Source organism: Novosphingobium sediminis, from assembly GCF_007991615.1.
GTDB lineage: Bacteria > Pseudomonadota > Alphaproteobacteria > Sphingomonadales > Sphingomonadaceae > Novosphingobium > Novosphingobium sediminis.
Genome location: NZ_BJYR01000007.1, coordinates 245,685 through 267,932, shown reverse-complemented (window position 1 = coordinate 267,932; position 22,248 = coordinate 245,685). Strand labels below are relative to the sequence as shown.

Annotated in this window: 22 protein-coding genes; 12 read left to right on the top strand and 10 right to left on the bottom strand. The window is 67.2% G+C overall.

The window, feature by feature from the left end; all coding sequences use genetic code 11:
* The first annotated feature begins 191 nt into the window (after positions 1–191).
* Together NSE01_RS05935 and NSE01_RS05930 are read left to right on the top strand one after the other, a co-directional pair.
* Positions 192–761 carry a GNAT family N-acetyltransferase gene (locus NSE01_RS05935; RefSeq protein WP_147158703.1) on the top strand — a complete coding sequence of 190 codons (570 nt, stop codon included), beginning with the start codon at positions 192–194 and terminating at the stop codon, positions 759–761.
* A gap of 101 nt (positions 762–862) precedes the next feature.
* Positions 863–1,450, top strand: a complete 588-nt coding sequence (locus NSE01_RS05930; protein WP_147158702.1) for a TetR family transcriptional regulator — start codon at positions 863–865, stop codon at positions 1,448–1,450.
* On the opposite strand, the gene ygfZ is transcribed toward NSE01_RS05930, so the two are convergent.
* Positions 1,434–2,162 (bottom strand): CAF17-like 4Fe-4S cluster assembly/insertion protein YgfZ, encoded by a 729-nt coding sequence (gene ygfZ, locus NSE01_RS05925; RefSeq protein WP_147158701.1) that lies wholly within the window; start codon positions 2,160–2,162, stop codon positions 1,434–1,436. The two genes, NSE01_RS05930 and ygfZ, sit on opposite strands and share 17 nt — an antisense overlap.
* Before the next feature lie 39 nt (positions 2,163–2,201).
* Here ygfZ and pyrC point away from each other — a divergent pair, with 39 nt between their 5' ends.
* Complete coding sequence (gene pyrC / locus NSE01_RS05920; RefSeq protein ID WP_147158700.1) at positions 2,202–3,245, top strand: dihydroorotase; 1,044 nt, start codon at positions 2,202–2,204, stop codon at positions 3,243–3,245.
* Here the strand turns inward: pyrC and rarD are convergent.
* On the bottom strand, positions 3,242–4,162 hold the full coding sequence (gene rarD, locus NSE01_RS05915; RefSeq protein WP_147158699.1) for an EamA family transporter RarD: 921 nt from the start codon (positions 4,160–4,162) through the stop codon (positions 3,242–3,244). The two genes, pyrC and rarD, sit on opposite strands and share 4 nt — an antisense overlap.
* 109 nt (positions 4,163–4,271) lie before the next feature.
* Here rarD and NSE01_RS05910 point away from each other — a divergent pair, with 109 nt between their 5' ends.
* Positions 4,272–4,511, top strand: coding sequence for a hypothetical protein (locus NSE01_RS05910; protein WP_147158698.1), 240 nt, complete (start codon positions 4,272–4,274; stop codon positions 4,509–4,511).
* Between the two features lie 152 nt (positions 4,512–4,663).
* Complete coding sequence (locus tag NSE01_RS05905) at positions 4,664–5,047, top strand: hypothetical protein (RefSeq protein ID WP_147158697.1); 384 nt, start codon at positions 4,664–4,666, stop codon at positions 5,045–5,047.
* Between the two features lie 76 nt (positions 5,048–5,123).
* Here the strand turns inward: NSE01_RS05905 and NSE01_RS05900 are convergent, their stop codons facing one another.
* Both NSE01_RS05900 and NSE01_RS05895 read right to left on the bottom strand, forming a co-directional pair.
* Positions 5,124–6,539 carry a succinylglutamate-semialdehyde dehydrogenase gene (locus tag NSE01_RS05900; RefSeq protein ID WP_147158696.1) on the bottom strand — a complete coding sequence of 472 codons (1,416 nt, stop codon included), beginning with the start codon at positions 6,537–6,539 and terminating at the stop codon, positions 5,124–5,126.
* Between the two features lie 120 nt (positions 6,540–6,659).
* Entirely contained in the window at positions 6,660–8,048 is a 1,389-nt protein-coding gene (locus NSE01_RS05895; protein WP_147158695.1) for a protein adenylyltransferase SelO family protein, read from the bottom strand.
* Between the two features lie 79 nt (positions 8,049–8,127).
* On the opposite strand from NSE01_RS05895, the gene NSE01_RS05890 reads away from it, so the two are divergent.
* The 5 genes from NSE01_RS05890 (at position 8,128) to NSE01_RS05870 (ending at position 13,943) form a co-directional block, all read left to right on the top strand.
* Positions 8,128–9,027, top strand: coding sequence for an alpha/beta fold hydrolase (locus NSE01_RS05890; protein WP_147158694.1), 900 nt, complete (start codon positions 8,128–8,130; stop codon positions 9,025–9,027).
* Positions 9,028–9,037: 10 nt separating this feature from the next.
* The gene (locus NSE01_RS05885) at positions 9,038–10,204 is read left to right on the top strand and encodes a glycosyltransferase family 4 protein (RefSeq protein WP_147158693.1); all 1,167 of its coding nucleotides are present in this window, start codon (positions 9,038–9,040) and stop codon (positions 10,202–10,204) included.
* Positions 10,205–10,384: 180 nt separating this feature from the next.
* The gene (locus NSE01_RS05880; protein WP_246135051.1) at positions 10,385–11,056 is read left to right on the top strand and encodes a tetratricopeptide repeat protein; all 672 of its coding nucleotides are present in this window, start codon (positions 10,385–10,387) and stop codon (positions 11,054–11,056) included.
* Between the two features lie 28 nt (positions 11,057–11,084).
* Positions 11,085–12,422, top strand: coding sequence for an outer membrane protein assembly factor BamB family protein (locus NSE01_RS05875; protein WP_246135050.1), 1,338 nt, complete (start codon positions 11,085–11,087; stop codon positions 12,420–12,422).
* A 162-nt stretch (positions 12,423–12,584) separates the two neighbouring features.
* Complete coding sequence (locus tag NSE01_RS05870) at positions 12,585–13,943, top strand: methyltransferase family protein (RefSeq protein WP_147158690.1); 1,359 nt, start codon at positions 12,585–12,587, stop codon at positions 13,941–13,943.
* A gap of 115 nt (positions 13,944–14,058) precedes the next feature.
* On the opposite strand, the gene NSE01_RS05860 is transcribed toward NSE01_RS05870, so the two are convergent.
* From NSE01_RS05860 to NSE01_RS05845, 4 genes are read right to left on the bottom strand one after another with little or no spacing between them, the layout of a single operon-like run.
* A complete protein-coding gene (locus NSE01_RS05860) occupies positions 14,059–14,358 on the bottom strand; it encodes a putative quinol monooxygenase (protein WP_147158689.1) in 300 nt (99 codons plus the stop codon).
* A gap of 4 nt (positions 14,359–14,362) precedes the next feature.
* Complete coding sequence (locus NSE01_RS05855) at positions 14,363–14,662, bottom strand: putative quinol monooxygenase (RefSeq protein WP_147158688.1); 300 nt, start codon at positions 14,660–14,662, stop codon at positions 14,363–14,365.
* A 25-nt stretch (positions 14,663–14,687) separates the two neighbouring features.
* Positions 14,688–16,073, bottom strand: coding sequence for a glutamate--cysteine ligase (locus NSE01_RS05850; protein WP_147158687.1), 1,386 nt, complete (start codon positions 16,071–16,073; stop codon positions 14,688–14,690).
* 26 nt (positions 16,074–16,099) lie between these two features.
* Positions 16,100–16,879 (bottom strand): 16S rRNA (uracil(1498)-N(3))-methyltransferase, encoded by a 780-nt coding sequence (locus NSE01_RS05845; RefSeq protein ID WP_147158686.1) that lies wholly within the window; start codon positions 16,877–16,879, stop codon positions 16,100–16,102.
* A 46-nt stretch (positions 16,880–16,925) separates the two neighbouring features.
* On the opposite strand from NSE01_RS05845, the gene ubiA reads away from it, so the two are divergent.
* Complete coding sequence (gene ubiA, locus NSE01_RS05840) at positions 16,926–17,846, top strand: 4-hydroxybenzoate octaprenyltransferase (RefSeq protein WP_147158685.1); 921 nt, start codon at positions 16,926–16,928, stop codon at positions 17,844–17,846.
* Here the strand turns inward: ubiA and NSE01_RS05835 are convergent.
* On the bottom strand, positions 17,837–18,217 hold the full coding sequence (locus tag NSE01_RS05835; RefSeq protein ID WP_147158684.1) for a VOC family protein: 381 nt from the start codon (positions 18,215–18,217) through the stop codon (positions 17,837–17,839). The two genes, ubiA and NSE01_RS05835, sit on opposite strands and share 10 nt — an antisense overlap.
* Positions 18,218–18,308: 91 nt before the next feature.
* Between NSE01_RS05835 and soxR the strand changes: the two genes are divergently transcribed.
* On the top strand, positions 18,309–18,767 hold the full coding sequence (gene soxR / locus NSE01_RS05830; RefSeq protein ID WP_147158683.1) for a redox-sensitive transcriptional activator SoxR: 459 nt from the start codon (positions 18,309–18,311) through the stop codon (positions 18,765–18,767).
* On the opposite strand, the gene NSE01_RS05825 is transcribed toward soxR, so the two are convergent.
* Positions 18,764–22,246 (bottom strand): chromosome segregation SMC family protein, encoded by a 3,483-nt coding sequence (locus NSE01_RS05825; protein ID WP_147158730.1) that lies wholly within the window; start codon positions 22,244–22,246, stop codon positions 18,764–18,766. The two genes, soxR and NSE01_RS05825, sit on opposite strands and share 4 nt — an antisense overlap.
* Between the last annotated feature and the right edge of the window lie 2 nt (positions 22,247–22,248).

Below are 22,248 nucleotides of genomic sequence, written 5' to 3'. Positions count from 1 at the left end.
CCCCCCCCGCCGGCTCCAACGAGCCGGCTTGACGAGGGAGAGGGGCCAGCCCGTCTCCCTTTTTTATTGTCTCCCTCACCCTTGCCACGCCTTGGCGCATTAACCGCGCAAGACCTGGCGGACCGCAATATGCCTGTCATTTCCTTTGGTTAGCAGCCGGGGCAAACGAGGGGCGGATGAGGAGACGACTGATGTTCATTCGCAGTGAAAGGCTGTTCCTGCGCCCTGCATGGCCCGAAGACTGGGCCGAACTGCACACCGCGATCGATGATGCGGCGGTGGTGCGGAACCTCGCCCGTGCGCCGTGGCCCTACCGGGCCGATGATGCGCGCTGGTTCGTCAGCCGCGAGGCCGATCCGCGCCATCCGGACTTCCTGGTGACCTTGCCCGGTGCGGAGGGCACCCGCATCATTGGCTGCGCAGGAATCGCACCCGGCGAGCAGGGCGGGGTCGAACTCGGCTACTGGATCGCGCGCGATCACTGGGGCCGCGGCTATGCCACCGAAGCCGCGCGCGCCGTGCTCTGCATCGCGCGGGCGCTGGGGCACCAGCGCATCGAAGCGAGCCATTTCCTCGACAATCCCGCCTCAGGCCGCGTGTTGCGCAAGCTGGGCTTCACGCCCACCGGCGAGCATCGCCCGCGTCGCAGCGAAGGCCGCGGTACTGTCGTAACGAGCGTGGTCTACCAGATCCACCTCGGCGAAGCGGGCAATGGCGATGGCGGCGGCGACGATCAGGAGCCGATGCGACACGCGGCCTGAAAGTCGCGTCCCTCTTGCTCCCGAGGCGCCGGAGTTCTAGGCGTGAGGGCTCCGGTGCGCGGGGGTAGGTGCGCGCCGCAAGGGGGAAATCGGCTCGCACAATGTCAGTTCGCAAGCGTCTCAGTCCTGAAGAAAGCCGTATTGCCGCCCTCGAAGCCGCGCGCGCCCTGCTGATCGAAGCCGGTCCGCAGGCGGTAACGCTCAAGGCCGTCGCGGGGCGGATCGGGCGCACCCATGCCAATTTGCTGCACCACTTCGGCTCGGCCTCTGGCCTGCAGAAGGAACTCGCGCGTCATCTGGCGGAAACGATCTGCGCGGTGATCCGCGAGGCGGTGATCGCCAGCCGTTCGGGCATCGGTTCCCCGCGCGACGTGGTGGACCTGACCTTCGATGCGTTCGACCGCGAGGGCGCCGGTGCACTCGCTTCGTGGATGCTGCTGACGGGCAACGAGGACGCGCTCGATCCGATCGTCGATGTGATCCACGATCTCGTGATCGAAGTCGGCGATTTCCATTCGGACGAGATGCGCGGGACCACGTTGACGCTGGTGCTGATGGCGCTCGGCGATGCGCAGATGGGCGGGCCGCTCAGCCAGGCGCTCGAACTGCCGCGCAACGCAGCGCGCGATTATGCGGCACGGATGCTCGATGCGGCGACCGAAGCCGCCAAGCTCATGCAGGCGGGCTGAGTTCCATCCACGCGGGCACGAGGTCGGCCGGAATATCCTCCACGCGGCGGTGATCCACGGCCAGCCGCAGCTCCGGATAGGCCGTGCGCTGGCGCGCAGCGTCCGACTTGTCCAGCGGCACCACCACCAACCGCCGGTTGACCTTCTGCCGCCAGTTCATCCGGGCAGTGTTTTCCTGACCCACATAGCAGCCCTTGGTGAAGCTCACGCCATTGAGCTCAACCGCATTGGTTTCCAGCCAGAGCGTCTGCTCGCTGCCGAGTTCGGCAAGGCCCTCGGGCACACCATGGGCCAGCCGATGTGCCAGCCATGCAGCATCGACCGCAGTATCGTCCGCGCTGACGGGCGCGATCCAGCGGTGGCCTAGCGCGGGCAGGCGCGGGTCGGTCGGTTCCCCCTCGGCCTGCCAGTAGACGCCGAGCGCCGGGTCCACGGCAATCGCGATGCGGCGGCGCAAGCGATAGAGCGAGAGGCGCTTGGCGAGCGCAGGCGCGGCGGCAGACTCGCAATCGAGCAGCAGGTCCGTTCCGTCCTGCCACACGATGAAGTCGAAAAGCGCCTTCCCCTGCGGGCTCAGCAATCCCGTCCATACTGGCAAAGGCCCCTTCACATCACTCGTGACAAGGCCCTGCAGGAAGGCCGCTACGTCCTCGCTGTCGTCGAGGGGGGAAAGCCGCACCAAAGTGCGATTGGTCAAACGGGGTGCGCTCATGCGTGACAGATAGGCATCGCGGGGCTTAAGGGGAAGGGCATGACGACCCCAGACTCGATCACGATCCGCCGCCCCGATGATTGGCACGTTCACTTGCGCGATGGCGCGCTGCTGGCGGGCGTCGCCCCGCACACCGCGCGCCAGTTCGCACGGGCGATCGTGATGCCGAATCTCTCACCGCCGATGACCGATGTGGCGGGCGTTTCGGCCTATCGCGAACGCATCATGGCGGCGCTTCCCGCAGGCACCGATTTCACCCCGCTGATGACCTTGTACCTCACCGATCATACCGATCCGGATGAGGTGGAGCGCGGCCATTCCGCCGGCGTGTTCGTCGCCGCGAAGCTCTATCCTGCGCATGCCACTACGGGCTCGGCGCACGGTGTCACCGATGTGGCCAACATCATGCCCGTCCTCGCGCGGATGGAAAAGATCGGCATGCCGCTCCTCATCCACGGCGAGGTGACCGACAACCACGTCGATATCTTCGACCGCGAGGCCGTGTTCATCGAACGCACGCTGATCCCGCTGGTCAAGGCGCTGCCGGGCCTGCGCGTGGTGTTCGAGCATGTCACCACCAGCGAGGCGGTCCAGTTCGTCGAAAGCGCGGGCGCAAACCTTGCCGCGACGATCACGCCGCAGCACCTCCATATCAACCGCAATGCCATGCTGGTCGGCGGCATCCGCCCGCATGCCTATTGCCTGCCGGTCGCCAAGCGCGAGCATCACCGGCTGGCGCTGCGCAAGGCGGCCACCTCCGGCAGCGCGCAGTTCTTCCTCGGCACCGACAGTGCGCCGCATGCCAAGCACCTCAAGGAAGCGGCCTGCGGCTGCGCGGGCATCTTCAACGCGCCTTTCGCGCTCGAAAGCTATATCCGCGTGTTCGAGGAAGAAGGCGCGCTGGACAAGTTCGAAGGCTTTGCCAGCGAACACGGCCCGCGCTTCTACCGCCTGCCGCTGAACGAAGGCACCGTGACGCTGGAGCGCGCACCCGTCACCGTGCCGGACGAGATCGATGTGGGCGAGACGATGGTCGTCCCCTTCCACGCCGGGGAAACGCTGGGCTGGCGCTTTCGCCCCTAGCTTGCGACTTTCGTGTGTGCATTCAGTCTGGACTGACGGAACATGTCCCAGCTGAACAGGGCAACCGCAGTCCAGATCAGCAGGAAGCAGACCGTCCGATCTTGATCCAGTGGCTCGCCGTAGACGAAGTGGCCGAGCAGGAAGCCGATGCTGGGCGTGATGAACTGGGCAAACCCCATCGCTGACAGCGTCAGGCGGCGCGCGGCATAGCCGAACAGCAGCAGCGGGATCGCTGTGAACAGGCCGCCGATCATCAGCAGCCCGGCCATCTGCCCGCTCGCCAGCATGCTCGATCCGCCGCCTACGCCGCTGCCGGTCCACGCATACCAGCCGACCACGGCCAGCGCGGGAAAGAGGCTCGCGCCCGTCTCGATCGTCACCGCCTCGAGCGCGCCCGCCGGCACGACCTTGCGGACGAATCCGTAGAGCGCATAGCTCACACCCAAAGCCAGCGAGACGAACAGCATGTCGAGCTCGCCGAACGCTAGGAGGGCAATGCCAATGGCGGCGATCACCACCGCGGCCCACTGCACGCGGCTCAGCTTTTCGTGCAGGAACACCGTGCCGATCAGCACGTTGATCAGCGGCATGATGTAGTAGCCGAGGCTGGTCGCCAGCACATGGCCGGTCACGACAGCGATGAAGAAGATCAGCGAATTGGTTGCCGTCAGCGCCGCGCTGGTGGCCAGCCGCAGTACCACAGTCCGGTTGCGGAGTGAGGCCAGCAGCGACGGCCCCTGCCGCTGCAGCGCGATGATCACGAGGCAGATCGGCATGCTGCACACGATCCGCCAGGCCAGCAGCTCAGGCGCGGGGACGTCGCCCAGCAGCTTGAAGTAGATCGGCATGACGCCCCAGAAGGCATAGGTCGCGATGGCGGCCATGGCACCGTTCTGGCGGGAGGTTGCAGCGGACATGGCGCGGCCCATGGCAGGATGGGCGCGCAGGACCAAGCATCAAAATGGCATGGCCCATAGTAACACTGGTGACGCGGATTTAACCATGCCGGGTGCAAAGGATACACGGATGCCCTTTGCCCGCGCCTTGCCCCTGTTCCTCCTCGCCGCGCTGGCCGCCTGTTCGGCCGACGCGCCGCGCACCCGCGGCGGCGAGGAAGGCCCAGCGCACGATCCGGTGATGCAGGCGGCCATCGAGGGCCAGCTGATGGTCGATCCCGATCTTTCGCAGGCCAACAGCCGCAATCTGGCGATTGTCCCGGCGGGCCCAGCTGACCCCTCGCTGCCGCTGCCCGATCCTAAGAGCTAGGGCGCAGCGGAATCGATGGGCCGATTTCGCCCACTTGCGGACAGTAAGAGCGAATGCGAAACAATATCGAAATGGGATCGACAGATCATTCAACGCGGCTGACATTTGCGTCAAGATTGGAGCGATCGGCGCTGCCTATAGGATTCGCTTCCGTGTCGATCTCTCTCGTATCCTCTTTTGCGCAACTGCCGCTTGGAATCCCAATGACGGTAGTAGGCCTGACTCTCTTTGGAATAGCTGTTCTGGTCAACAGCTATGCAATGCTGACAAAGGAAATGAAGTCTTCTCAAGAGCTTGGGTTCAAGCGAACGCGTGACGCATTTGTTTACGCGAGCTCCACGAGCGGTATGAACTGGCGACTCTCGGCAATGGCATTTTGTGCCTTTGCCGTCACTTTCATCAGCGGTTTTGGATTGACCGGCGAACCTAGCAGTGGTGGCGCCGTTCTATCATTCGGCGCGTTCGCATACTTAAGCTCTGTGGCTCGTCTGCAACGCAAATGGCCGGGTGATGATCAGCGGGCAGGCAATCAGTAGTTCGCGATACGTCCTCTTCCCACCCGACCCCAGCCATTCACCCCATCACCGCAAGCGCCCGTGCAGCCCGCAGCGCTCAGGTATCCCGCAGCCCCACGCCAATCGTCGCGCGCGGCTGTTCCATTTCCGCCGAAGCGACCGGATAGGCGCACGAATCGGCCATGTAGTAGCCGCCCGGGCGACTGTTGCCGGAAAGGCCGGTGCCGCCGAACGGCGCGCCGGCCGCTTCGCCGATGGTCGGGCGGTTCCAGTTGACCACCCCGGCGCGGACATTGGCCCAGAAGCGGTTGTAGTCTTGCGGCGTGCCGCCCAGCAGCGAAGCGACAAGGCCGAAGCGCGTGTTGTTGGCCTCGGCGATGGCCTCGTCGAAATCGTCGACCGCGACGACCTGCAGCAGCGGGCCGAACAGTTCGACATCGGGCCGCTCTTCGATCTTGGTCACATCGATGATCGCCGGGCTGACGAAGGGCAGGTCTTCGCGGATACGGGCCATGTGCTTGATCGCCCGGCCGCCGTTTGAAAGCAGGTAGACGAAACTTTCGGTCAGGCCATCGGCTGCGGCGTTGTCGATCACCGGGCCCATGAACGGCGTTGGCGTATCGAACGGCGCGGCGACGATGAGGCGTTCGGTAAGGCGGCGCACTTCGGTTATCAGCGCATCGTACATCGTCGATTTGATGATGAGCCGCCGCGCCGATGAGCAGCGCTGCCCGGCGCTGGTGAAAGCCGATTGCACGACGATCGTGGCGGCATCGATGATCTTGGGCGTATCCCACACCACGATCGGATTGTTGCCGCCCAGTTCCAGCGCCACGAGCTTGCCCGGATTGGAGGCGAGTTTGCGGTTGATCGAGACGCCCGCATGGGCCGATCCGGTGAACAGCACGCCGTCCACTCCGTCGTGCATGGCAAGCGTCTGGCCCTGTTCCGGCCCGCCCTGCAGCACTTGCACCACCGCCGCCGAAATGCCCGCGCGGTGGAAGCAGCGGATCAGGAGATCGCCGGTCGCGGGCGCCTTTTCAGAAGGCTTGAACACCACGACATTGCCGGCAATCAGCGCGGGGATGATCTGCGCGGAAGGCAGCAGCGCGGGCATGTTGTAAGGACTGATGACTGCCAGCACGCCGTGCGGCTTGTGGCGCACGGCGGAAGTGCCGTTGAGCGCGCTGTCGAGCTTGCGCTGCGCGGTGCGCTCGGCATAGGCGCGCACCGAAACCTCAACCTTGTCGACCACGCTATCGACTTCGCTGCGCGCTTCCCACAACGGTTTGCCGGTTTCGCGGGCGATCAGGTCCGCGAGCTTGTCCGATTCCTTGCGCACTTCATTGGCGAAACGGCGCAGGAGTTCGATGCGGGTGGAAAGCGGCTGGGCTGCCCAGAGCGGCCAGGCGCGGCGCGCGCGGGCGACCACGTCCTCGGCGTCGCCAATCCGGCCGCGCCACAGTTCCGATCCCGTTGCGGGTTCGAAAGAGACGATTTCGCCGGTGGACACGGGTGCGCGGGGCCTTCCTCTGCCTTGCCTCGATAACGGCTCGGGGCCGCTTGCGTGTGCGGCCTATGGCACGCGAGTGGTAACCAAACAAGAAACCCCGCCGCGTGAAATGCGTGGCGCTCAGGTGTGTCCGGCCGGGCGCGGAGGTGCGCCATGCGCTTCGCCCATGCGGCGCAGCGCCTCGACCTTGGCTTCCATCAGTGACCAGTCGTCGTTCTCGGCAATCTGCGCCCAGATCGCCTCTACCTCGTCGATCAGCAGCGATTGCGGTGCGGGATCGGCCCAGTACGCGTGCGTGTCTGCCACCGGTTCATGGGCCGCCAGCGCCTCGCCGAGCGCGCCGGGTGCCTTGCCCCGGCCGCCGCGGTGGCGGAAGAAGAAGGCGTCCGGCCCTTCGCCGCTGTCTGCCATCGCTGCCTCGCACAGGCCAATGAGAGCGGTGTCCGCCTCGATCCCGCGCGGCTGCACGCCCAGCCGCCAGCACCAGCGACGGGCCATCGCGGCGCGGTAGTGGTCCTCGAAGGTGTTGAGCGCGGCGATCAGCGGCGGCGCTTCCTCCAGCGTGCGCAGCGCCACGGCAAGCTGGCCGCAGTTCCAGTGGATCGCCTGCACCTGCCGGCCGAAGGCATAGAGCCCGCTGCTGTCGAAATAGGCGGCGGTGAAGGCGGGATCCCAGCGCGGCAGCCAGCGCCACGGGCCATAATCGAAGCTCTCGCCGGTCACGTTCATGTTGTCGGTGTTGAGCACGCCGTGGACGAAGCCCGCCACGATGTAGCTCGCCGCCATGTCGGCCATGCGTTCGACGACCTGATGGAGCAGCCGCGCGGCGGGGCTGGCGTCCTCAGGTCCGACTGGCCCCGGGAAATTGCCGAGGCAATAGCCGACAAGCTGCGCCATGTGGTCCGCCTCACCCAGCGTGGCGAGCCGCTGGAAGGTGCCCATGCGGATATGGCCGTGGCTCAGCCGCACCATCACCGCAGAGCGGGTGGGGGAGGGCTCGTCGCCGCGCCACAGCGCCTCGCCCGTCTCGATTACCGAGAACGTGCGGCTGGTATTGACCCCCAGCGCGCCGAGCATTTCGGTCGCCAGAATCTCGCGCATCGCGCCTTTCAGGGTGAGGCGTCCGTCGCCCTGCCGGCTCCACGGGGTCTGCCCGGAACCCTTGGTGCCAAGGTCCATCAGGCGGCCATTGCCATCAAGCATCTGCGCGTAGAGGAATCCGCGCCCGTCGCCGAGGTCCGGGTTGTACACCTGAAACTGGTGGCCATGATAGCGCAGCGCCAGCGGCTGCGGGAGATTGCCCGCCAGCGGCGTGAAGCGGCCCATGTGGCTGACCCACTCCGCATCGCTCAGCCCGGCGAGGCCCACTTCGGCAGCGGCGCGCTGGTTGCGGAAGCGCAGCTTCGTTTCGGGGAAATCGGCCGGGGAGACCGGATCGCCGATCCAGTTCGCCAGATCGAGGATACGCGGGGCGGGACGGTAGATCGCGTCTTGCGGGGCAGGCTGCATCGCGCGATAGTGGGGGCGAAGCGGGCGGCGTGCAAGCGCGCCCCTTTTGTTTATGCGCGGGGCTCGGGCGGTAAAGACGATGGCAGAGGCGCTGAAAGGCGGCGAAAAGCGCTGGGAAGACCGCAGCTGGACAAGCAGTGACGGGCTCAAGCTGCATTTCCGCGACTATCCGGCAGCGGGGGCGGGGAGCAGCGGCAAGCCGCCGGTGCTGTGCCTGCCGGGCCTCACCCGCAATGCCCGTGATTTCGAGGCGCTGGCTGAACGGCTGGCGGGCGAATGGCGCGTAATCTGCCCGGATATGCGCGGGCGCGGTGATAGCGATTATGCGCGCGATCCGATGACCTACACCCCGGCGCACTATGTCGCCGATGTCGAGGCGCTGCTGGCGGCGGAAGGCATCGATCGGTTTGTCTCGATCGGAACGTCGCTGGGCGGGCTGATGACGATGATGCTTGCCGCGGTGAATCCGGATCGCATCGCGGCGGCGGTCATCAACGACGTCGGCCCGGAAATCGAGCCTGTCGGACTGGCGCGAATTCGCGAATATGTCGGGCAGGGGCGCAGCTACGAAACCTGGGTCCATGCCGCGCGTGCGCTGCAGGAAACCAACCGCGATACCTATCCCGGCTGGGAACTGCCGGACTGGCTGCGCATGGCCAAGCGCACCATGGTGATCGGGACCGGCGGGCGCATCGTGTTCGATTATGACATGAACATTGCCGAGCCGTTCGAAGCGGAGCAGGGGCCAGCGCTCGCTCCGGCGGTGATGTGGGGGATGTATGAAGCGGTGGCGCGCCGGCCGCTGCTGCTGCTGCGCGGGGAGCATTCGGACATGCTTTCCACCGAAGTGGCAGGCCGGATGAAAATGCGCGCCGCTGGCGCAGAACTCGTCACCGTGCCCGGAGTGGGCCACGCGCCGACGCTCGACGAGGCCGAAGCTGTCGCCGCCGTGACCCGGCTGCTTGGGCGGGCGGAGTGATCGTGCCGACATGAGCAAGTCTGCGTCCGGCAAGCGGCTCCACCTGCTGCATCTTCATTCGACGTTCGATGCGGGCGGCAAGGAGCGGCGCTCCACCTCCCTCATCAATCGTTTCGGCAAGGCGGTAGACCACAGCATCGTATCCGCGCAGCCCGGTGCCCTTGGCGCACGGGCGCAGATCGATGCGGGGCTTTCGGTCCATTTCCCGTTCGGTTTCCCTTCGCTGCAAGGCCGCTTCGGGGTGCGCCGCCTGCAGACACTGGCCCGCGCGATGCAGGGCTTCGATCTCATCCTCACCTATAATTGGGGCGCGATGGATGCGGCGATGGCCCATGCGATGTTCGGCCCCACGCTCGGCCTTGCCCCGCTGATCCACCACGAGGACGGCTTCAACGCGGATGAGGCGAAGAAGCTCAAGACATCGCGCAACTGGTATCGCCGCGTGGCGCTGGCGCGGGCGAGCGCGCTGATCGTGCCTTCGCGTCAACTGGAGCGCGTCGCGCTCGATGTGTGGCATCAGCCCGCCGGGCGGGTCCACCGCATCGGCAACGGCATTCCGGTGAAGGATTACGAACCCGCCAAGGCAAAGCGCGTTCGGCCCGATGCGCTGCCCCGCGTGGTCAAGCGCCCGGGTGAGAAGTGGCTCGGCACGCTCGCCGGCCTGCGCCCGGTCAAGGCGCTGCCCCGGCTGGTGCGGGCGTTCCGCAGCCTGCCGGACGACTGGCAGCTGGTGATCGTGGGCGAAGGGCCTGAGCGCGAGGCGATCATGGCCGAGGCGATGAAGCTCGAGATCGGGCACCGGGTCCACCTCCCCGGCTTCGTTGCGAAACCGGCAGATGCCACCGCGCTGTTCGATCTCTTCGCGCTTTCCTCCGATAGCGAGCAGTTCCCGCTGTCGGTGGTCGAGGCCATGGCTTCGGGCCTTGCGGTGGCGAGCCCGGCTGTCGGCGACGTGGCGGATATCGTCGCGGCGGAGAATGCCCCGTTCATCACGCCGCCGGGCGATGAGGCGGCGCTGGGAGCAGCCCTGCTGCAACTTGCGAGCGATGAGGCCCTGCGCCGCCGCATCGGTGCGGCGAACCAGCTGCGGGCGCGTGAAGAGTTCGACGAAGCGGTCATGGTTCGCCATCATGGGGCGATTTATGCGGCAGCGCTGGGGCTCCCGTCGTTTCCATAAAGCTGCTGGACAGTTTCGCTGTGTCAAACCGGTTGAATTGGCAGGCCCCCCTGCTAAACAGCCGCATTCGTTAACCAGCGACCTGAAAGCGCAGTCTTGGCTCTCACTCCGAATAGCCCGTCCGGTACCTCCCCATCTAGCAGCAAGGATGCGGCCGCGCAGGAAACCTTCCTGCGCGAGGTGGACGATGCTCTGCGCGAGGATCAACTGCGTACCCTGCTGCGCACGCGCGGGCGGCCAGTTCTGGCGGTGGTGATCGGCGGCCTCGTCGGTCTTGCCGGCTGGCTGTGGTACAACGATCACCAAAGCAGCCTGCGCGATCAGCAGAGCGAGACTTTCGTGACCGCGCTCGATGCGCTTCAGGCAGGCCGCAACCAGACCGCGAAGGCGGGGATGGACCCGCTCGTGAAGACCGGCAACCCCGGCTACCGCGCTGCAGTGCAGATCACCGATGCCGGCATTGCCGAACAGGCGGGCAAGGCGGAAGAGGCGGCGAAGCTGTTTGCTGCGGTTTCCGCCGATGGCGCGCTGCCCGGCCCCTACCGCGATCTGGCCACCATCCGCGAGGTCGCGACCAATTTCGACAAGCTGGCGCCGCAGACCGTGATCGATCGGCTCAAGCCGCTCGCGGTGCCGGGCAAGCCCTGGTTCGGCAGCGCAGGCGAACTCGTCGCGCTCGCCTACCTCAAGCAGAACAAGACCGAAGCGGCGGGCGCATTGCTGGCCGCGATCGCCAAGGACAAGGCCGTTCCCGATACGCTGCGCCGGCGCACCCGCCAGCTTGCCGGGCAACTCGGCGTCGATGCCGTGGACAACCCGGCCGCCGCCATCAGCGGCAGCGAAGCACAGTAAAGAGATTTGCGGGATGGGATTTGAGGATATGACCGGAGCCAGATTGATCCGGCACGCTGCCGTTTCCGCCATGGTTGTTGTCGCGCTGGCGCTTGGCGGCTGCGGGATCACCAAGAGCAAGACCAAGTCGACCCCCACCGTGGGCGTGCGCATTCCGATCCTTTCGAAGATCGAATCGGGCACCAAGGTGGATGAGGGCATGTCGGTGCTCGACGTGGTGCTGCCGGTGGCAGAGGCCAATCCCGATTGGGAACAGGCAGGCGGCACGGCATCCAAGTCCTATGGCCACCTCGCGCTTGCGGAATCGCCCAAGCGGATCTGGCTCGCGCGGATCGCCGGATCGAGCCCCAAGCAGCGGCTCGCCGCCGCGCCCGTGATCGGCGGCGGCAGGCTCTACGTGATGGACACCGAAGGCATGGTCCGCGCATTCGATGCCGCGACCGGGCGCGAGGAATGGAAGGCGGCCTTCCGTCTGCCCGAGGCTACGGCATCGGTATTCGGCGGCGGCGCGGCCTTCAATGATGGCAAGGTGTTCATCACCACCGGTCTTGGCGAAGTCGCTGCGGTCGATGCGGCCAGCGGCAAGGTGCTGTGGCGCGTGAAGCCGGCAGGCCCGCTGCGCGGCAGCCCGACGATTGCGTTCGGCGGGGTCTACGTGATGACGCAGGACAACCAGATCATCGCGCTCAACGTCAGCGATGGATCACAGCTGTGGAGCGAATCCGGCTCGGTCGCGCAGACCGGCGTGTTCGGCGTGGCAGCAGCCGCCGCCGGGCAGGGCACCATCGTCGCGGGCTACAGCTCGGGCGAACTCGTCGCCTACCGCTACGAAAACGGCCGTCAGCTCTGGTCTGACGCACTGGCGCGCACCAGCATCGCGACCTCGGTTTCGACACTGACCGACATCGACGCCGACCCGATCATCGAGCGTGGCCGTGTCTATGCGCTCGGCCAGGGCGGGCGCATGGCCGCTTACGAACTCGTCACCGGCCAGCGCGTGTGGGAACTCAACCTCGCGGGCATCTCGACTCCTGCCGTCGCGGGGGACTGGATCTTCACGCTGACCGACGAGGCAAAGCTGCTCTGCATCGCCAAGGCGACCGGCAAGGTACGCTGGATCGCGCAGATGAAGCCCTACCGCAGCGTCAAGAAGAAGAAGGGCAAGATCTTCTGGACCGGCCCGGTGCTCGCGGGCGACCACCTGTGGATGGCGAACTCGGAAGGCGAACTCCTTGCCGCGACGGTGACCGACGGTGCGGTAAAGCGCCACGCGAAGCTCGGCGCTCCGGTCACGTTGGCTCCGGTCGTTGCGGGCGGGGTGATCTACGTGCTCGACGACAGCGGACACATTTCCGCGTTCAAGTAACGGTTCGGGCGGCAAGGAAGGCCGCCAGCGCGATCAGGTCGCCGGCGGTCATGTCCGCCGCTTCCTCCCTGCGCTTCTCGGGTAGGCTCGGGGCGCGCTCCAGTCTGAGCAAGGTCCACGCCTTCACCTTTTCTGCACCCTTGTGGGTTAGATCCGCAACCCATGAGTGCACCCCATTCTAGGCCTGCCAGTGATGTTTCGGCCGGAGTCGGCTTGTCCGGGCTCGTCGGCCTTGCGCTGTGGGTGATCGTCTGTCGCAACTGGGCAGGGATCGCGGATGCTTTCGCGCTGCCGGGGCCGCACGAGCCGCTGGCCGGCCCAAGCGCGGCGCTTGCGGCGATGCTGTTTTCCGGCCTGCCGATGGTTGCGTGGTCGCTCCTCGTCGACAAGGTCCACTTGCGCGCCTCGACCGGAATTGACTGGGCCAATCCGCGCCCGTTGCGCGATGTGGTCGATATTTCGATCACCAAGGTCGCCGGGCTGTGGGCGACATGGTCGCTGCTCGGCTTCGTCTATTGCCTGTGCCGCTGGTACTGGCGCGGGCAGTACCTCTTCGCGATGGACGTGATCTCGGGCCTCGCCCCGCTGCTGTTCATTGGCACGATCCCCTACGTCCTCTGGCTCGACCGCGTACTGGTCAATCCGCGCGATGCATCATGGCACTTCGGCGCGATGCTCATCGGACGCGAGGCATACGACAAGGCGGAAGTCGCGCACCATCTGCGCGCGTGGGCGGTCAAGGGCTTCTTCTGCGCCTTCATGTTCTCGATCATCCCCGGCGGCTTCGGCGGGGTAGTGCAGATGAACTACGCCGCTGTGCTGGGCGATCCGCTCGCGCTCGGCAATGCGCTGATCGAGACGATGTTCCTCGTCGATGTGCAGATCGCCATGGTCGGCTATCTCCTCACGATGAAGCCGCTTGATGCGCAGATCCGCAGCGCCAATCCCTATCTCGGCGGCTGGGTGGCGGCGCTGATCTGCTATCCGCCGTTCATCCTGATGGGCAGCGGCGGCGTGCTCGATTACCGCACCAACGGCGCGGAGTGGACGTTCTGGCTGCAAGGCATGCCGGTGCTCGAATGGATCTGGGTGGTGGCGATGGTGGTGCTGACAGGCATCTACGCCTGGGCCACGGTCGCCTTCGGCTTGCGCTTTTCGAACCTCACCTATCGCGGCGTGCTGACGAACGGCCCCTATGCCTTCACCCGGCACCCGGCCTATCTTTCCAAGAACGCCTTCTGGTGGATTTCGACGCTGCCCTGGCTGACCACCACGCATTCGATGGTCGATGCGATCCGCAACACCGTGATCCTCGGCCTCGTCAGTGCGGTCTACTTCTGGCGCGCGAAGACTGAGGAAGCGCACCTCCTCGCCGAGGACGCGAAGTACCGCGAATACCACGCCTGGATGGCCGAGCACGGCCTCGTCACGGGAACGCTGACGAAAATCGGCCGCATGCTGACGCGCGGTCGCCCCCGGACCGAACCGCCCGCAATCGGCGCGGTACATCCGGCGGAGTAAGCACTCCCTCCTTCGTCATTGCGAGGAGCGCAGCGACGAAGCAATCCAGAGCGGCAGTGCATGACGCTCTGGATTGCTTCGCTACACTCGCAATGACGAAAGTGTGGCAGGCGCCCTAAATCGCCACGCCTTCGTCCGTCTCATAGAGCCGGATCATGCGGTCATGAAAGCCGAGCCCTGAGCGCGCCGCCACCCATTCGGCCATATGCGCGGACTTTGCATGCGACATCAACGCGGCACGGTCGGTCCAGCGTTCGGCAACGTGGAACAGCGCCGGATCATCGATGTCCTGCGCATAGCCGTACTGGATGCAGCCCTCTTCCGCGCGCGTCGCTTCGGCCACCTTGCGCGCAAGGGGAAGCAGCGTGTCGATATGCTCCGGCGCAACCCGGAACGTCCCCATCACCACGATCATCGCCCTATAGGTCCTCGCCTTCGTCGGTGTCGTAGAGCTTGATGTGGCGTTCCTTCATCGTCAGCGTCTGGAGCACGCCGATCCATTCCGCCACATGCGGCGTCTTGAGGTGCGCGCCCAGCGCCTCGCGGCTCGTCCAGCGCTCGGTGATGTGGAACACCTCCGGATCGCTGATATCGCGCGAATAATCGTACTGGATGCAGCCGTCTTCCTGCTGCGTCGCCTCGACGACCTTGCGCGCTGCCGGCAGGGCAGCCTCGATGGCTGCAGCGTCAATGCGCAGCTTGCCCATCACGATGATCATTGTCGTTCCCCTCTCCCTCAGTCCGTCAGAAGCTTTTTGCCTCGTAGATCGGATCGACCTTGCCGCCCCATGGGCCGTGATAAAGCTCCAGCAACCGCTCGGCCGGGGTTTTCCCGGTGCTGACGATCTCGTCGAGCGGATGCAGGTATCCGGTCTCGTTGTCGCCCGCCTCGTTGAGCTTGCCGCGCGCCGCCAAGCCGCCGCGCGCGATGGCGAGAACCTCAGCCGCAATATCGCGCAGCTTGCCGCCACCCGGAAGCGGCGCATCTAGCCCCAGCTTGGGAACGCTGGCGCGCAGCTTTTCGCGCCCGTCCATGTCCCAGCCCTTCACGAGATCCCACGCTGCATCGAGCGCGGTCTGGTCATAGAGCAGACCCACCCACAGCGCCGGCAGCGCGCAAATACGGCTCCACGGCCCGCCATCGGCCCCGCGCATTTCGAGGAAGCTCTTGAGGCGCACTTCGGGGAAGGCGGTCGAAAGGTGGTCGATCCAGTCCGAACGCGTCGGCTTCTCACCCGGCAGCGCGGGCAGCTTGCCTTCGAGGAAATCGCGGAACGACTGGCCCGCCGCGTCGATATAACGCCCATCGCGGAACACGAAGTACATCGGCACGTCGAGCATGTAGTCGACATAGCGCTCGTAGCCGAAGCCCTCGTCGAACACGAACGAGAGCATGCCGGTGCGCGCCGGATCGGTATCGGTCCAGATGTGGCTGCGATAGGAAAGGTAGCCGTTGGGCTTGCCTTCAAGGAACGGCGAATTGGCGAACAGCGCGGTGGCGAGCGGCTGGAGCGCCAGCGAAACGCGGAACTTCTGCACCATGTCCGCCTCGCTCGAATAATCGAGGTTGGTCTGGATGGTGCAGGTGCGCAGCATCATGTCGAGGCCCATCGTGCCCACGCGCGGCATGTGGCGCAGCATGATGTCATACCGGCCCTTGGGCATGATCGGCAGCTCTTCGCGCGTCTTGTCCGGCCAGAGGCCCATGCCGAGGTAGGCCAGACCGAGCTTGTCGCCGATCGTCTTGACCTGCGCGAGGTGGCGGCCGGTTTCGGCGCAGGTCTGGTGCAGGTTTTCGAGCGGCGCGCCCGAAAGCTCCAGCTGCCCCGCCGGCTCGAGGCTCACCGCGCCGTCGGTGCCGCTCATCGCGATCACGTTGGGGCCGGTGTCGCTGTCCTCCTCGATCGTTTCCCAGCCATAGTCGCGCAGCGCCAGCAGCAGATCGCGAATCCCGCCCGGCTCGCTGTAGGATGGCGCGGCGCGGTCCTTGGTGCGGTAGACGAACTTCTCGTGTTCGGTGCCAATCCGCCAGGCTTCACGCGGCTTTTCGCCCTTGGCCATCGGCTCGATGAGCTGGTCGCGGCTCTCGATGACGGGATCGTTGCGATTCGAAACTTGTCTCGTGCTCATGGCGCATGCGTTAGTGCGCCGCGCGCCTACGCGCCAGCCGAAATCAATCCGGATGCAGCGGCTTCCCAGTCCCCGCGCGTCCCCATCCACAGTGCCGTTCCCGCAATCGCGGCGGTTTCGGCGCGCAGGATGCGCGGCCCGAGCGTAATCGCCTGTGCGGCAGGATGAGCGCGGATCGCCGCGCGTTCGGCGTCATCGAAGCCGCCTTCCGGCCCGACCAGCAATGCGGCAGGCCCCTCATGCGCAGCAAAGGCTTCGGCAGCAGGCGCGCCGCCTTCCTCGTCCGCAAAGTAGAGCCGCCGCCCCGCCGGCCAATCCCGCAACAGCGCATCCAGCTTCACCGGTTCCGCCAGCGCGGGCAGCGCGGTGCGCGCGCATTGCTCCGCCGCCTCGGTGACGATGGTGCGCGCCCGCTCCGGGTTGAGCTTGTCCGCCACGCAGCGCCGCGTCACCACCGGGCGGACCGCCGCGACGCCAAGCTCGGTGGCCTTCTCCAGTACGAGATCGAACCGATCCTTCTTGATGAGCGCGGCGCAGAGCCAGAAATCGGGCACGGCTTCCCGCTCGCGCAGCCGCCGCACCACCGCCAGCGTCACGTCGCGCTTGCCCACGCCGCTCACTTCGGCGAGCCACTCGCCGGTGAGGTCATCGCACAGCACCACCGCATCGCCCGGTGCGCTGCGCATCACTTTGCCAAGGTAATGCGCCTGCCCGCCCTCGAGCGGCACATGCGCCCCTTCCTCGAGCGGACCGGGGACAAACAGGCGGGGCGCAGACTTGGGCGGCCAGGCGGGGGTTGCGGGCATATCTCGGGCTCTAGCCGATTGCGGGCGCCGGGGCTATGCAGCGGACATGACCGCCGCACCGGAAATCGTACCCGACACCCAGTATCGCGGCGTGCTCACCGTGCTCCCGCCAACATTGCGCGATCTTGCGCTGATCGCGCGGTTCGATCGGCCGATCGGCTGGTGGCTGCTGTTCTGGCCCTGTGCGTGGGGACTGTTCCTCGCGGGCGGGACAAGTCGCTGGGGCATGATCCTGTGGCTGCTGCTCGGCTCCATCGCGATGCGCGGGGCAGGCTGCGTCTACAACGATATCGTCGATGCCGATCTCGATGCACGCGTTGCGCGGACGGCGGCGCGGCCTGTCGCCAGTGGCGCGATCTCCAAGAAGGTGGCGTGGATCTGGCTCTTTGCGCTGTGCGGCGTGGGGCTGATCGTGCTCCTGCAACTGCGCTGGGAAGCGCAAGTCGTGGCGCTCGGCAGCCTCGGGCTTGTCGCTGCCTACCCCTTCATGAAGCGCATCACCGGCTGGCCGCAGGCTTGGCTCGGCCTCGTCTTTACCTGGGGCGCGCCGGTGGGTTGGATCGAAGTGCACGGGTTTGACCGGCTCGCGCCGCTCGGCCTGCTCTACGCCGGGTGCTGGGCCTGGTGCATGGCCTATGACACGATCTACGCGCTGCAGGACCGCGAGGACGACGCGATGGTCGGCATCGGCTCCTCCGCGCTTTCGTTCGGGCAACATGTTCGCGCCGGGGTGACTGCGCTCTACGCCATGGCCATCGCCTGCTGGGCGGCTGCAGTCTGGCTGGTGCGGCCCGATCCGGTGGCGCTTCTCGCGCTGCTGCCGGTGGCGCTGCACTTCGCTTGGCAGGCGATCACGCTCGATACGGCGGACGGCCTCAGTGCGCTCGCGCGGTTCCGTTCAAACCGATTCGCGGGCGGGCTGATGGCCGCCGCCTGTTTCGTCGTGGGGGCGGCCGGTCAGCTGTAACTGACCAGTTCCCACTCGATACCGTCCCAATCGAAGACGTAGAACCGGCGCCCCGGTTCATAGTCCGCGTGGTTGAACGGCACCAGCCCAGCCTCGATCGCCACGCGTTCGGCGGCATCGAGATCGTCCACAAGCAGGCCGATATGCTGCAGCGGCTGGCCCTTGGAAAATGGACCAGAAAGCGGCTCATCCCCCTGATAAAGCGCGATATAATCGGTCTCCGCGCCGAGGTGGATGGTCCACCCGCCCAGCGCCGAAGGCCCCCGCCAACGCTCGTGCCAGCCGCACAGGCGGGCAAGGAAGGCGGCGGTCCGGTCGGGATCGCTGACGCGGATGTTGACGTGTTCGAGACGCGCAGTGGGCTTGGTCATTCTGGATGACTCCGTTCTGGAATGTTGACGCGCTATGCCTTATGCAACCTCAAGCTGACTTGAGGTCAAGGGATTCTTTCAAGGATTCGCGATGCTTGCCAAACCGGCCAAGGGCCGCAACGATCTGGTGCCTATCGGGGTGCTCGCGCAGCGCACCGGGCTCGCCGTCTCCGCCATCCGCTACTACGAGGAGCGCGGCCTGATTGCCTCGATCCGCACCGGCGGCAACCAGCGCCGCTTCCTGCGCTCTGACATCCGCCGCCTCAGCTTCATCCTGATTGCGCAGCGGCTTGGCCTCGGGCTCACCGAGATCGAGCGCGAGATGGCTTCGCTGCCACACGGCCGCACGCCGACAGTGCTGGATTGGCAGCGCATCAGCCGGTCGCTGCGCAGCGAGATCGATAGCCGCATCCAGCTCCTCACCCGCACGCGCAACAAGCTCGACGAATGCATCGGCTGCGGCTGCCTCAGCCTTGATCGCTGCCAGCTCTACAACAAGGAAGACCGCGCCAGCGCGGCAGGGCCGGGACCGCGCTTCGTGCTGGATTAAGTCCCGGCACTCGCCAGCAGGCTTTCCGCTCCGCCAAGATCGACGCTGACGAGGCGCGAGATGCCGCGCTCCACCATCGTCACACCGAACAGGCGGTGCATCCGGCTCATCGTCACGGCGTTGTGGGTCACGATCAGGTAGCGCGTGGTGGTTTCTGCGGCCATGGCATCGAGCAGGTCGCAGAAGCGTTCGATATTCGCGTCATCCAGCGGCGCGTCGACTTCGTCGAGCACGCAGATCGGCGCGGGGTTGGTGAGGAACAGCGCGAAGATCAGCGCGACGGCGGTCAGCGCCTGCTCGCCGCCGGATAGCAGCGTGAGCGACTGCAGTCGCTTGCCCGGCGGCTGGGCAAAGATTTCAAGGCCTGCCTCCAGCGGATCGTCGCTGTCGACCAGCGCCAGATGCGCCTCGCCGCCGCCGAACAGCCGCGCGAACAGGCGGCGGAAGTGCGCATCGACTGCCTCGAAGGCCGCGCGCAGGCGTTCGCGCCCTTCGCGGTTGAGCGCACCGATCGAGCCGCGCAGGCGGTTGACCGCTTCGGTCAGTTCAGCCTGCTCGGTGACGACGGCGGTGTGCTGGGCTTCGGCTTCCGTCAGTTCGGTCGCGGCAACGAGGTTCACCGGGCCAAGGCGCTCGCGCTCGGCGATCAGGCGGTCATGTGCCGCGGATTCCTCGGGCGCGGCGGAAACGTCGCTGCCGGGAAAGCCGATCCGCTCGGGCAGCAGCGGCGGCGGGCACTGGAAGCGCTCGCCCGCAATCCCGGCCATTTCCTGACGGCGCTGGTCTTCGTTCTCCGCTTTGGCGCCCAGAGCGGCGCGGGCCTCGCGGGCGCTGGCGAGCGCTTCGTTGGCCGCCGCAAGCGCGGTTTCGGCGCTGCGCGCCTCGCTTTCGGTGCGGGCCAGCGTCGCCTCGGCCTCCGCCAGCGCGGCGGCATAGCGCGTGCGCAGGGCCTCGGCCTCTTCGAGATCGCGGGCGAGGGCAGGGGGCTTGGCGGCGACCACATTGCGCTCTTCAGCAAGGTCTTCGGCCTGCCCGGCCATGGCGGCAAGCCGGCGGGCAGCATCCCCGGCGCGGGCCTGCCAGCCGCGAATATCGCCGCGCAGGGCCACGAGCCGCTCCTTGCCCACCGCAAGCGCCTGCCCGTGCGAGGCGACGGCAGCCATCGCGGATTGGTAGGCGGAACGGGCGCGGTCGTTCTTCTGGCGCTCAGCCTCGACCGCGGTGCGTCCGGCAGCGGGATCGGGCAGCGCGGCGCGGCGGGTCTCGGCCTCGGCAAGATCGGCTTCGGCAGACTGGCGCTGGCTTGCCAGATCCGCAGCCGTGCGGTCGATCTCGGCGCGGCGTGCGGCGATCCGGGCGCGCGCCGCTTCGGCCTGATCGAGCGCGCGGAGCGCACTGCGTTCCGCATCAGCAGCAGCGGCAAGAGCGCGCTCGCTGGCGGCAAGCTCGCCCTGAACCCGCGCGATTCCGGCCTGAGCCTGCGCCAGTTCGGCTTGTGCGGCGCTGCTCGCGGCCTCGGCGGCTTCGGCAGCCTTGCGGCGTTCGGGCAGCGCGGCTTCCAGTTCGGACAGGCGGTTCTCGGCGGCGAGGATGGCTGCCTCTGCGCCGCCCTCGCCGCGCGCGATGAAGCCGTCCCAGCGGCGGAGGTGCCCTTCTCGGGTGACCAGCCACTCGCCCGGAGCCAGCGCTTCGCCCCGGTCTTCATCCGCAACGCGCACGAGTGCGAGGCGGGCGGCGAGCTCCGGCGGGCAGCGGGTTACATGGTGGAGCAGCGCGTCCGCACGGGCGGCAGGCGCTTCGGCGCCGGTCCAGAAGCGGCCGTCTCCGGCAGGCGCTGCGCCCAGCGGGGCTGCGGCATCGCGGCCGAGTACGGCGGCCAGCGCGCGCTCATAACCCGGTGCGGCACGGGCGGCGCCCAGCGCGCTGGGGCCCTTGCCGGTGCGCGCCGCAGCCGCTTCGCGCGCGGCCTTGTCGCGGGCAAGCGCCGAACATTCGCGTTCAATCCCGACGAGATCGGCGCGTGCTGCGGCAAGTTCGGAGGATGCGGCTTCGCGCGCGTCGGCAAGGCTTTCGCGCGCCGCAGTCAGGCGCTCGCGCTCGGCAGTCAGGCGTTCGCGCGCCGCGCCCACTTCGGCGAGTGTTGCAGCGGCTTCGGCGCGGCGCGCCTCGGCAGCGGCCATGGCGAGCGCCGGGTCAGGTTCGGCCTCCAGCGCACGCCGGGTGGCCGTCAGCCGCGCATCCTCGCCATCAAGCCGCGACAGCCGCTGGCGGGCAGCGGTCAATGCCGCCTCCGCGACGCGCCATTCCGCCTCGATCCCGGCCTGTTCGGCCACCATCGCGGCGAGCGCCAGTTCGGCGGCGCGCGCAGCCTGCTCTGCGGCAGCTTCGGCGGACTTGAGCGCGGGCCCCTCCGCCGTCTGCGCGGCAAGTGCAGCTTCGGCAGTGGCCAGATCAGCCTCAAGCCGGGTCAGCGCGGTCGCGGCGTCCGTGGTCAGCCGGTCGGCCTCGCGGCGCTCGTCCTCGATCCGGCGGATCTGGCGATCGATATCTGCAAGGCGCTGGGCTGCCGCCTCAGCCTGCGCGGTGAGCGCGGCGATGCGCTGGCCCTGCGCGGCGGCGTCCTGCCGGCGATCAAACAGCGCATCGCGCGCGGCGCTTTGCGCGGCGGCGGCGGAGTGCTGCGTTTCCTGCGCGGTGCGGGCAGAGCCTTGTGCGGCGGCAACGGCTTCTTCGGCGCGAGCTGCCGCGGCGCGGGCGGCTTCGGCGGCGGCGGCGGCATCGCGCCAGCGCGCGAAGATCAGCCGTGCCTCGGCCACGCGAATGCGCTCGCTCAGCTGCTTGTAGCGTTCCGCCGCACGGGCCTGCCGCCGCAAGGTGCCGACTTGCGCTTCAAGCGTGACGATGAGGTCGTCGAGCCGGGAAAGGTTGGTCTCGGTCGCGCGCAGCTTGGTCTCGGCGTCCTTGCGGCGCACGTGGAGCCCGGCGATCCCGGCCGCTTCCTCCAGCATCGCGCGGCGCTCCGCCGGGCGGGCAGCGATCACTGCGGCAATGCGCCCCTGGCTGACCAGCGCGGGGCTGTGGGCGCCGGTGGCGGCATCGGCGAAGACCAGCGCGACGTCCTTCGCGCGCACGTCACGCCCGTTGACGCGGTAGGCGCTGCCCGCGCCGCGCTCGATCCGGCGGACAACTTCGAGCTCGCCTCCGAACGGGCCGCTCGGGTCCGTCTCGGCGGAGAGCATCACTTCGGCAAAGTCGCGCGCGGGGCGGCTTGCGGTGCCGGCGAAGATCACGTCTTCCATGCCGCCGCCGCGCATGCTTCGGGCCGAGCCTTCGCCCATGACCCAGCGGATGGCTTCAAGCAGGTTGGACTTGCCGCAACCGTTGGGGCCGACCACGCCGGTCAGTCCCGGCTCGATGCGCAATTCGGCGGGTTCGACGAAGCTCTTGAATCCGGAGAGCTTCAGCCGCGTGAACTGCATCG